General features: G+C 32.5%; 9 protein-coding genes. 8 read left to right on the forward strand and 1 reads right to left on the reverse strand.

The annotated features are described in order from the left end of the window. The first annotated feature begins 373 nt into the window (after positions 1–373). The 7 genes from CCE28_RS21455 (at position 374) to CCE28_RS21485 (ending at position 6,801) form a co-directional block, all read left to right on the forward strand. Positions 374–943 (forward strand): glycerol-3-phosphate responsive antiterminator, encoded by a 570-nt coding sequence (locus tag CCE28_RS21455; protein WP_242973054.1) that lies wholly within the window; start codon positions 374–376, stop codon positions 941–943. 205 nt (positions 944–1,148) lie between these two features. Beyond that, positions 1,149–1,511: a Lin0368 family putative glycerol transporter subunit gene (locus CCE28_RS21460; RefSeq protein ID WP_095136245.1), complete on the forward strand. Its 363-nt coding sequence runs from the start codon at positions 1,149–1,151 to the stop codon at positions 1,509–1,511. 24 nt (positions 1,512–1,535) lie between these two features. After that, positions 1,536–1,868 carry a Lin0368 family putative glycerol transporter subunit gene (locus tag CCE28_RS21465; protein WP_095136246.1) on the forward strand — a complete coding sequence of 111 codons (333 nt, stop codon included), beginning with the start codon at positions 1,536–1,538 and terminating at the stop codon, positions 1,866–1,868. Between the two features lie 147 nt (positions 1,869–2,015). Continuing rightward, a complete protein-coding gene (gene glpK / locus CCE28_RS21470) occupies positions 2,016–3,515 on the forward strand; it encodes a glycerol kinase GlpK (protein ID WP_095136247.1) in 1,500 nt (499 codons plus the stop codon). 175 nt (positions 3,516–3,690) lie between these two features. Beyond that, positions 3,691–5,127: an NAD(P)/FAD-dependent oxidoreductase gene (locus tag CCE28_RS21475; RefSeq protein ID WP_095136248.1), complete on the forward strand. Its 1,437-nt coding sequence runs from the start codon at positions 3,691–3,693 to the stop codon at positions 5,125–5,127. Positions 5,128–5,145: 18 nt separating this feature from the next. Next, on the forward strand, positions 5,146–6,447 hold the full coding sequence (locus tag CCE28_RS21480) for an NAD(P)/FAD-dependent oxidoreductase (RefSeq protein ID WP_095136250.1): 1,302 nt from the start codon (positions 5,146–5,148) through the stop codon (positions 6,445–6,447). Then, entirely contained in the window at positions 6,448–6,801 is a 354-nt protein-coding gene (locus CCE28_RS21485) for a DUF1667 domain-containing protein (protein ID WP_330396896.1), read from the forward strand. Positions 6,802–6,905: 104 nt separating this feature from the next. Here the strand turns inward: CCE28_RS21485 and CCE28_RS21490 are convergent, their stop codons facing one another. Further along, positions 6,906–7,703, reverse strand: coding sequence for a nitroreductase family protein (locus CCE28_RS21490; RefSeq protein ID WP_095136252.1), 798 nt, complete (start codon positions 7,701–7,703; stop codon positions 6,906–6,908). Positions 7,704–7,943: 240 nt separating this feature from the next. On the opposite strand from CCE28_RS21490, the gene CCE28_RS21495 reads away from it, so the two are divergent. Beyond that, positions 7,944–10,019, forward strand: a complete 2,076-nt coding sequence (locus tag CCE28_RS21495) for a methyl-accepting chemotaxis protein (RefSeq protein WP_095136254.1) — start codon at positions 7,944–7,946, stop codon at positions 10,017–10,019. Positions 10,020–10,304 lie beyond the last annotated feature (285 nt).

A 10,304-nucleotide genomic window follows, 5' to 3' on the forward strand; every position in this document is an offset into this window, starting at 1 on the left:
ATATAAATCAATAAAAAAAGAAGGGATTGTAGGGAAAGCATTGCCCTGCGTGTTTAAAGGAGGGTATTCAGCTTGCCATAGTAATCGTCGAAGGGAACAAGAGGGTTCCATAACGAAGCATGAATTTTTGTTTAAATAGAATCTGCACCATTCTACTTGTCTAAAATATATTGGAATATTTTCTAATAAAGTATAATATAAAATATATAAGAAATATTTTACAAACAAAAAAAGCTGTTATAAAATTAACATTACTTGTTTTTATGATGAATAATTTATATACTAAAAGGGGAAAAACTTATAAAAAAATAAATAAAAAGGGATTAAAAGGAAAAAAACATAAAAGGGAATATATGGAGAGGGGATAAAAAACTTGAAAAAGAATTTGTTTTATGATAAAATTCAAGAAAATCCCATGATAGCAGCAATAAGAAACATAGAAGATGTAGACAAGGTTATAAAATCGCCCTGTGAAATATGTTTTCTATTATCAGGGGACATTTTTAATTTAAAAGGCGTAATTCAAAAGTTAAAAGAAAGCGATAAATTAGTGTATGTTCACGTAGATTTGCTAGAAGGTTTTTCTAAGGATACAGTTGCTCTTAGATATATTTATGAAAATATGAAACCTGATGGTATAATTACTACTAAGACTCATCTGATTAAAAAGGCAAGAACATTAGGAATTTTCGCAATTCAAAGATTATTCATACTAGATACTATATCATTGGAAACTGGTATAAAAACGGCTAAAAGCATCCAACCAGATGCAATAGAAATATTACCAGGAATTATACCTAAAATTATTAAGAAATTAAAAAAAGAAATAAATATTCCTGTTATAGCAGGAGGACTTATTAGTGATAAAGAAGATATAATAGAAGGTCTTAAGGCTGGAGCTATGGGTATATCAGCAAGTAATGAAAAGTTATGGTACATGTAAATTATTTATAATGGCCATTAAATTTTTTTAAGAAAAAGGAAAACGTTTACTAATAGACAAACTTTCCGCCTTGAGTAACCTTATTTTATTGGCAAGGAAAGTAAACGTTTTCTAAAAATGAGAGGAGGAGCAGCTAAAGGGAGGTTTGATTAAGGTTTAAAGGAATTTTAAAAAATCATGAAAAATAATTGAGGAGGTGCCTATTTTGAAACATTTAGGAACTATACTAGGAACTGCAATAGCAGGTATGTTTGTAATGAGTGTATGGGGCGCATTTGCTGGAGAATATGGAATTGGCGGAGGCTGGTTCGCAGGTTTTGCAATAATTGGAACTATGTGGTTTTTAAATCATTTTATCGGACTTGTAAATAATGACGGAGCTTTTGTAGATATGGCTGTAGGAATTGGTATGGCTGGAACTATGAGGGGCGTATTTGAACAGGGAATAGAAGCTGGAATCGCATCTATGCCAACATTAGGAGTAGTATTAATTGGTGGAGTAGTAGGCGGATTTACTGCTTACAAATTAGAATGTTATTTGGCAGAAAAAGAAAAGGCTGAAGCTTAGGAATTTGAAGGGAGGATATAAATTATGACTATGGCTAATATAATAACTACTTTCGCAGGTGCGTTCATATTTCCATTTTTAATTAGATTATGTTGGGGTAAAATGTGTGATGCGTGGGGAGCAATTGGTGGCTGGATGGCAGCTGGATTCATAGTAGGAACAACTTGGACATTAACTCACGGAGTTGGAATTATAGTTCAATCTGGTGGAGCTTGGATAGATATGGCATGGGCTGCAGGTGCTGGATTATTTGTAGCATCAGCAATGTCAGGAGACGATGTATCAAAAGGTTTTGTAAATGTAGTAATGGCATTAATCGGTGGAACACTTGGTGGATTTATATTATCTTGTTTATAAAAATAAAAAAAGATGAGACCGGAAAAATCTCACCATAAAATTAAATAAAAAATATAATTAATCGTAACTAATATTATAACATAAATAGAGATAAAAATAAATATTTAACAATCTTTCATATAAAAGAAATATAAGGGGGAAACAAAAATGCAAAAAAAGTATATCATGGCCTTAGATCAAGGAACAACTAGTTCAAGAGCAATATTATTCGACCACGATGGAAATATAGTTAAAGTAGCACAAAAGGAATTTACTCAAATATATCCAAAGCCAGGTTGGGTTGAACACGATGGAATGGAAATTTGGGGAACTCAAAGTGGTGTAGCTAGAGAAGTATTAGAAACTGCTGGAATAAGTCCAGAAGAGGTTGCAGCTATTGGTATCACTAACCAAAGAGAAACAACTATAGTTTGGGACAAAAATACTGGAAAGCCAGTATATAATGCAATAGTTTGGCAATCACGTCAAACAGCAGCAATTTGCGATGACTTAAAAGAAAGAGGATTAGAAGGATATATTAGAGAAAATACTGGATTAGTAGTAGATGCATATTTCTCTGGAACAAAAGTAAAATGGATATTAGATAACGTTGAAGGTGCAAGAGAAAAGGCTGAAGCAGGAGACTTATTATTTGGTACTATGGATACTTGGTTAATATGGAACTTAACTAGAGGTGAAGTTCACGTTACTGACTATTCAAATGCTTCAAGAACTTTATTATATAATATTAAAGAATTAAAGTGGGATGAAAAGATCCTAGCAGAATTAGGAATTCCTAAGTCCATGTTACCAGAAGTTAAACCTTCTAGTGAAATATATGGGTACACTGATGAAAAGACTTTCGGTGGAGCTAGAATTCCAATAGCTGGAGCAGCTGGAGATCAACATGCAGCATTATTCGGGCAAGCTTGTTATGAACCAGGTATGGCTAAGAATACTTATGGTACAGGATGCTTCATGTTAATGAACACTGGAGAAGAATTAGTACCTTCAAATAATGGTCTACTTACTACTATTGCTTGGGGAGTAGATGGAAAAGTTGAATATGCATTAGAGGGAAGTATATTCGTTGCTGGTGCTAGTGTTCAATGGTTAAGAGATGAACTTAAATTAATTCATGATGCTAGTGACAGTGAATATTTTGCAAGTAAAGTTGATGACACTAACGGAGTATATGTAGTACCAGCATTTGTTGGACTTGGAGCACCATATTGGGATATGTATGCAAGAGGAACTATAGTAGGTCTTACTAGAGGGGCAAATAGATATCACATTATAAGAGCTACATTAGAGTCTATAGCATACCAAACTAGAGACGTATTAGAAGCTATGCAAGAAGATTCTAAGATCAATTTAACAGAACTTAAAGTTGATGGTGGAGCAGTTGCTAATAACTTCTTAATGCAGTTCCAATCAGACATATTAGGAGTACCTGTTGTTAGACCTAATATCATTGAAACTACAGCGATGGGAGCAGCATATTTAGCAGGTCTTGCAGTTGGATTCTGGGAGTCTAAAGAAGAACTAGGTAAGAAATGGAGCGTAGACAGAAAGTTTGAGTTAGCAATGGCTGAAGAAGACAAAGAAAAGAAATATGCAGGTTGGAGAAAAGCAGTAGAAAGATCTAGAATGTGGGAAGAAGAGTAAAATTACCTTTAAAGTATAAAAAATAACATCTTGACAATCGTTTTCACAGATGCTATAATCCAAATATAAATTAAATATTAGGGCGGAGAAAAATGGAGAGCCGTACAAACTACCTATGGAAACATAGGTGAGTTTTGTACGGCTTTTTTCTATCGTTTTTAAGGAGGGAAATAGAATGTATGATGTAGCTGTAATCGGAGCAGGAATTGCCGGTACATTTATAGCAAGAGAGTTAACTAAATATGATTTAAAGATAGTTTTAATAGACAAAGATACAGATATTTCAAACGGAACTACTAAGGCAAATAGTGCCATAGTCCATGCCGGATATGATGCAAAGGATGGAACTTTAAAGGGACTATTAAATGCAAAGGGAAATGCCATGTATGACAAGGTCTGTACTGAGTTAGACGTTCCATTTAAAAGAATAGGATCATTTGTTATTGCTACAAATGAAGAAGAAATGGAAAGTGTACGTGACTTATATGAGAGAGGAATAAAAAACAATATTCCTAATATGAAAATCTTAACTGAGGAAGAGGTTAAAGAAATGGAACCTAACCTAAGTAAGGATATAATCGGAGCTTTATATGCACCAACAGCAGGAATTGTCAGTCCTTGGGAACTGTCAGTAGCATTAGCTGAAAATGCAGGGGATAATGGATGTGAAATAAGATTAGAAACAGAAGTTACAGATATGAAAAAGGAAGATGATAAGTTTGTAATAGATACTAACCATGGAGAAATAGAAGCTAAATATATATTTAACTGTGCCGGCGTATATGCAGATAAAATAAATGAAATGGTTGGAGAAAAAACTTTTGAAATAGTTCCTACAAGAGGACAGTACAACATATTAGATAAGAGTGTAGGAAGTTTAGTAAATCATGTTATATTCCAAGCTCCTACAAAATCTGGAAAGGGTGTTTTAGTTGCACCAACAGTACATGGAAACTTATTAGTAGGTCCTGATGCAGAAGGATTAGATGATAGGGAAGCATTAGAAACTACTTCAGAGAGAATTGGATTTATTAGAGAAAAGTCTAGAAAGACTACAGACAAAATAGATTTTAGAAAAACTATAACAAGTTTTTCAGGACTTAGAGCAAAACCTTCTACAGGGGACTTCATAATAGAAGAATCAAAGGACGCTAGTGGATTCATTAATGTGGCTGGTATAGAGTCACCAGGATTATCGGCAGCACCTGCTATTGCAGAATATGCTATTGATATATTTAGAAACATTAATACTGACTTAAAAGATAATGAGAATTTCAATCCAACTAGAAAACCTGTAATAAGATTTATGGAATTAAGTGATGAAGAAAAGGCAGAGATCATTAAAAAGGACTCTAGATACGGAACAATAATCTGTAGATGTGAAAACATAACAGAAGGAGAGATTGTTGATTGTATAAATAGAAATGCAGGAGGAAAAACTGTAGATGCTATTAAGAGAAGAGTTAGACCGGGAATGGGTAGATGTCAAGGTGGTTTCTGTGGACCAAGAGTAATGGAAATCTTAGCACGTGAGTTAAAAGAAGATATTAAGAACATAGTTAAGGATAGTAGAAAATCATATATCTTAACAGAAGAAACTAAACAGGCGTAAGTCATAGGAGGTGTAATTGTGTTAAATTATAATGTTGTTGTTATAGGTGGAGGACCTGCAGGATTAGCTGCAGCTATAGAAGCTAAGAAAAATGGTGTAGATAATATATTAGTTATAGAGAGAGATAGAGAACTAGGTGGAATACTTCAACAATGTATTCACAATGGGTTTGGATTGCACGAATTCAAAGAAGAGTTAACGGGACCTGAGTATGCTGAAAGATTCATAGTAGAATTAAGAAACATGGGAATCGAATATAAGTTAGATACTATGGTATTAGATATGAACCAAAATAAAACTATAAGTGCTATAAATTCAACGGATGGGTTTATGAATATTCAAGCCAAAGCAATAGTTTTAGCCATGGGATGTAGAGAAAGAACTAGAGGCGCCATTAGTATTCCTGGAGCTAGACCAGCAGGAGTATTCACGGCTGGAACTGCTCAAAGATTTGTAAACATGGAAGGCTACATGGTTGGAAAAAAAGTAGTTATATTAGGATCTGGAGATATTGGTCTTATAATGGCTAGAAGAATGACACTAGAAGGAGCACAAGTGCAAGCTGTGGCAGAATTAATGCCTTTCTCTGGTGGACTTACAAGAAATATAGTTCAGTGTTTAGATGACTATGGAATTCCCCTATTATTAAGCCATACTATTACTGAAATTAAAGGTAGAGATAGAGTAGAGGGAATCGTAATAGCTCAAGTAGATGAAAAGTTTAAACCTATTCCTGGTACAGAAAAGGAATTTGAATGTGATACATTACTTTTATCAGTAGGATTAATTCCAGAAAATGAACTATCTGTTCAAGCTGGTGTAGACATGGATAGAATAACTTCTGGACCTATAGTAAATGAAGCTATGGAAACAAATATAGAAGGTGTATTTGCCTGTGGTAACGTAGTACACGTACATGACTTAGTAGATTTCGTTACAGCTGAAAGTAGAAGAGCTGGAGCAAGTGCTGCTAAGTACGTAAACAATGAGCTCAAGAAAGAAGGAACTACACTTAAGACAGAAGGTAAAAATGGAGTAAGGTATATAGTTCCTCAAGTAGTAAGACCTGAAAATATTGATAAGACACTAGATTTATTTATGAGAGTAGACAATGTGTACCATAATGTAGAAATGGTAGTTAAAATAGATGGAAAAGAAGTTAAAAGAATGAAAAAGAGACACGTAGCTCCTGGAGAAATGGAATCTGTAAAAATTAAGAAGGAAGACTTAAGTTGTGCAGATGGCTCTAAAATAGAAGTTTATTTAGAAAAAGAAGCTTGTCTAAAAAAGGAAGTTTATTTAGAGAAGGAGGGAGCTTAAGTGAAAAAACATGAATTAGTTTGTATTGTATGTCCTATGGGATGTCGTTTAGATGTTATAGAAGAAAAGGAAAAATATACAGTATTAGGAAACAAGTGTCCAAGGGGTAAGGATTATGGAGTGAAGGAACTCACTAATCCAACTAGAGTAGTAACTTCCACAGTAAAAATAGAAGGTGGACTTTTAAATAGGATACCTGTAAAAACTAATGGAGATATTCCAAAGGATAAAGTATTTGAATGTATGAAATTATTAGATAAAATTCAATTAAAAGCTCCAGTTAAAGCAGGAGACATTGTGTTAAAGAATATATTTAATACAGGGATAGATGTAGTTACTTCAAGAAGTATGTAGACAATCTTTTAGTTAGGGGCGAATTCTAATTACTTTTATATTCGTCCACATAAGAAAATTACCCATAAAAGAAGGGGAGCCTAAGGCTCCCTTTCTATTGGTTATTATATGGAGAAATAGCCAATAGAGGAGTAATTATTAGGGATATCAGGAAAATCCTGTGGAACTAAATGCCAAAGACTAGGAATACCCTCTTCTAAAGCAATTTGTTCTATATACAACATGATTATTCCAGCATGCAAGTTAACATCCTTTATGTTCTTATTATCTATGAATAGGGATATTTTGTTTTCATTAATTAAAAACTTCCAAGGTTCTATATTACCCCAAGAGGGAGCATATTTAGAGTAGTAAAGAATGTGGGAAAGGCCCCTCTGTTCTAATATATTAGGATCAGCCTTTTGTCCCCAATTATTAATATAAACCATATCTTCCATACCTGATCTAGGTGGTTTTGAAGATATATCCTTTTTGAATATGCCTGTATAAGCATATCCTAGTGAGATAAATGCAATAGGCTCTTTTTTTATGTTAAAGTGTTTTTTTATTGTGTATGGATCATCTATATTAATAAAGCAACTACCTAAACCTAAGTCAAAGGCCTTTAATCTAGCTAACTCCATTAAATATCCACCATATTTCTTATTATCGGAAAACTCATCAGATGTAATAAGAAGATAATATGGGGCCTTTATCATGTTTCCATAGTATCCTGCCTTACCTTTTAGTGAATCGTATACTTTATTTCCATTGTTTAATACAACTATATCCATTTTACCTTTATTAAAAAATTTATTATTTTTTACTATATTTAATATTTCATTTAATTTAGAGTCTTCAACCTTGCTCATTTTATAATCTCTTACGGATTTAATACTTTCTATTAACTTGGAAAATTTCATATAATATTCCTCCCAACTTATGAATCTTTATACTATATATCTACCCTAAAAACAGAATATGAAACAATTTTCAGACAACAATCCTAAAACTTTTTTTAAAAATGTGAACGACTTTCTTCCTATTTATATATGCAATAAAGGGGTACTATGTGAAATGTTCGTTAATAGGATATATATTTGGCACGAAAATGTTGTATAATTATAAATATTTTGTTAAAATCCTTGTGAGGAGGTAATTATATGAAAAAATTACGGACACAATTAACTATCATCATGATTTTAATCGCCATAGGGCCTTTAATTGTATCAAACTTAATATCTCTAAAAATTATTGATAATAAGTATGATATGGAAATTGAAAGTAAGCATATAAATATGGCAGATAGTATATGTAAAAATGTAGAGGAATTTTTACATAAGTCATATTTAATAACGGAACAATTGGCAAATAACAACGATATAAGATCCTTTATTGGTGAAGAACAAACTGAAGTAATAAAGGAAAATATTAAGAGAAATGAATATTTTGAATTAATATATATTCAAGATGTTAACGGTGATCAAACGGCTAGAACTAGTGGTAATTTAGGAAATAGAGCTAGTAGATGGTGGTTTAAACAAATGATGGAAGATAAAAAGCCATTTCTAAGTAAATCTTACATATCTATAGCAAATGGTAATGCTGTAAGTTCTGTTTTTTTTCCTGTATATGAAAAAGAGGAGCTAAAAGGAATATTAGGTACAGATGTTAACTTAAAGACATTTCAAGAGCTAGTAGAGAAATTTAACATAGGTCAAGGAAGTTATATCTACATAGTAGACAGCCAGGGACAATTAGTTGCACACCCGGATAAGACATTAGTGGAAGAACAATATAATTATATTACCCTAAAGAGAAGCGATTACGAAAAAGATGGAAGTGGTAATAAATTAAAAGATTCAAATGGAAAGTTTAAGTATAAGGAAAAGGATATCAAAGTAAGTGATAAACTTTTGGAAATAACAAAGGAAGCCTTATCGGGGAAAAAGGGATTTGTTCAATATGAAAATATAGAGGGAGAACAAGTTGTCAGTGCCTATACGCCTATAAAAGTTCCTGGAAACAGTAAAGACTGGGCTGTTATTACTGTGCAGGAGAAAAAAGAGGCCTTATATTTTTTAAATGGAGTAGAAAAAATGAATTTCCTAGTATTAGGAATAGTAGCTTTAGTAATGATAGGATTATCCTATGTATTATCTAATAGTATAACTAGACCTATTACCATATTATCTAATAATTTTGAAAAGGCATCCCAGGGAGATTTATCTGTAGTAAGCAATTATAAGAACAATAATGAAATTGGTAAATTAAGTGACTCCTTTAATAAAATGATCAATAATACTAGAGGAGTTGTAACTAATATAAAGGACTCATCACAGGTAGTAGACAGTTCATCTGAATCTTTAATTACAGCCATAAAAGAAACGGAAATAGCTAATGGAGAGATTGCTAGTGCTGTGATGGAAGTAGCTAGTGGAGCTAATGATCAATCTATGGATGCACAAAAGGGTGTAGAGATAGTATTTGAGTTGGATAAAGAAATTAACCTGATGAATGATCATGTGACAGAAAGTAAGGATTCATCAGAAAAGATATTTGAAGCTAACATAAAAAGTATAGATTCTTTTAATACTTTAGAAGATAAGGTTAAGAAAGTAAATAATACCCATTATGAAGTTGTTCAAGTGGTAAAAAACCTTAATGAAAAAGCTAATATAATAGAAAATATATTGGAAACTATAACAAACATATCACAACAAACCAATTTGCTTGCACTAAATGCAGCCATAGAAGCAGCTAGAGCAGGGGAGGTTGGAAGAGGATTTGCCGTTGTTGCAGATGAAATAAGAAATTTGGCAAACGATACGGCAACTTCAAGTAGTGATGTGGCAAATATCGTATATTCCATAAAGGAAGAAGTAAATAAAGCTGTAGAGGCTATAGATAAAAATGAACAAGTTATGGAAGAGCAAAATGCAGCTTTAAAAGAGGCCATGTCAAATTTTGATAATATAAATAATGAAATAAATATTATAGTAGATAAGGTGGAGCATATTAATACAAGTGTTATAAAAGTAATGGACATTAAAAAGGAAGTTAGCAGCGTTGTTGAGCATATATCCGCTGTATGTGAAGAAACATCAGCATCTACGGAGGAAGTTTCAGCTTCCATAGAAGAACAAAATGCTACTATAACAGAGATAACTAACATGTCTAGTGCTTTAAAGAATACGATTAATGAATTGGAAAAGGCAATAGTTACATTTAAAGTGTAGAATTTAAAATTAGAAACAGGGCCAGTGATTTTTCACTGGCCTTATTTAATAGTGCTAATAGGAGTTACTCTTATGGCATTAAAGTTATCGGGAATAATAAAAGTTTAAAGTGTATTGACATTATATTTTTAATGTGATAATATATACATCGTTGTCACATTAATCAAGGTTTTGTCAAAAATAAATTTTAAAAAGTCTTGACAAAAATGATGAGACATGATATGATTTAATAGTCGTCGCAAGAGAGATGATTTAAAAAAATGAACTTTGAAAACTAAACAGTAT

This window comes from Anaeromicrobium sediminis, assembly GCF_002270055.1.
Classification (GTDB): Bacteria; Bacillota; Clostridia; order Peptostreptococcales; family Thermotaleaceae; genus Anaeromicrobium; species Anaeromicrobium sediminis.

Bases quoted from the DNA above. Each gene is read 5' to 3' on its own strand.
- CCE28_RS21465 (WP_095136246.1), top strand. From the start codon at position 1,536: ATGACTATGGCTAATATAATAACTACTTTCGCAGGTGCGTTCATATTT.
- glpK (WP_095136247.1), top strand. From the start codon at position 2,016: ATGCAAAAAAAGTATATCATGGCCTTAGATCAAGGAACAACTAGTTCA.
- CCE28_RS21495 (WP_095136254.1), top strand. From the start codon at position 7,944: ATGAAAAAATTACGGACACAATTAACTATCATCATGATTTTAATCGCC.
- CCE28_RS21490 (WP_095136252.1), bottom strand. From the start codon at position 7,703: ATGAAATTTTCCAAGTTAATAGAAAGTATTAAATCCGTAAGAGATTAT.
- CCE28_RS21475 (WP_095136248.1), top strand. From the start codon at position 3,691: ATGTATGATGTAGCTGTAATCGGAGCAGGAATTGCCGGTACATTTATA.